1 protein-coding gene is annotated in these 463 nt (G+C 31.7%); it reads left to right on the top strand.

The window, feature by feature from the left end; all coding sequences use genetic code 11:
* Positions 1 to 369, top strand: a 369-nt coding sequence (locus tag ACYVRH_RS14605; protein ID WP_461257588.1) for a manganese efflux pump, incomplete at its 5' end; no start/stop codon positions are given.
* Between the last annotated feature and the right edge of the window lie 94 nt (positions 370 to 463).

Here is a 463-nt window from a genome sequence, read left to right on the forward strand (position 1 = left end):
ATACAAAAGTTTGAACATTGGGTTGCCTTTGTTTTGCTTGGCATTATCGGCGGAAACATGATAAGGGAAAGCCTGTCAAAAAAAGAAGAAGAAGCGAATAAAGATTCTTTTCAATTTATAAAAATGCTGGTCTTGGCAATTGCCACAAGCATTGACGCGTTGGCAGTAGGAGTGACATTCGCGTTTTTTAAAATAAATATTTTTATAGCGGCAATAATAATCGGTTCAATAACATTTTTTATATCAATTGCAGGCGTAAAGATAGGAAATATTTTTGGAGCAAAATATAAATCAAAAGCGGAATTTATCGGCGGCGCTATTCTTGTGTTGTTGGGAATAAAAATTTTAATTGAACATTTATTTTTTTGAGGGTAATTGAATAAGATCGCAAATTACGTCATCATAAACATCAACAATGAAAAAAATAATTTTTATTCTGTCTTTATTAGCCTCGTCTGTATTT

This window comes from Treponema sp. R80B11-R83G3 (assembly GCF_054786115.1).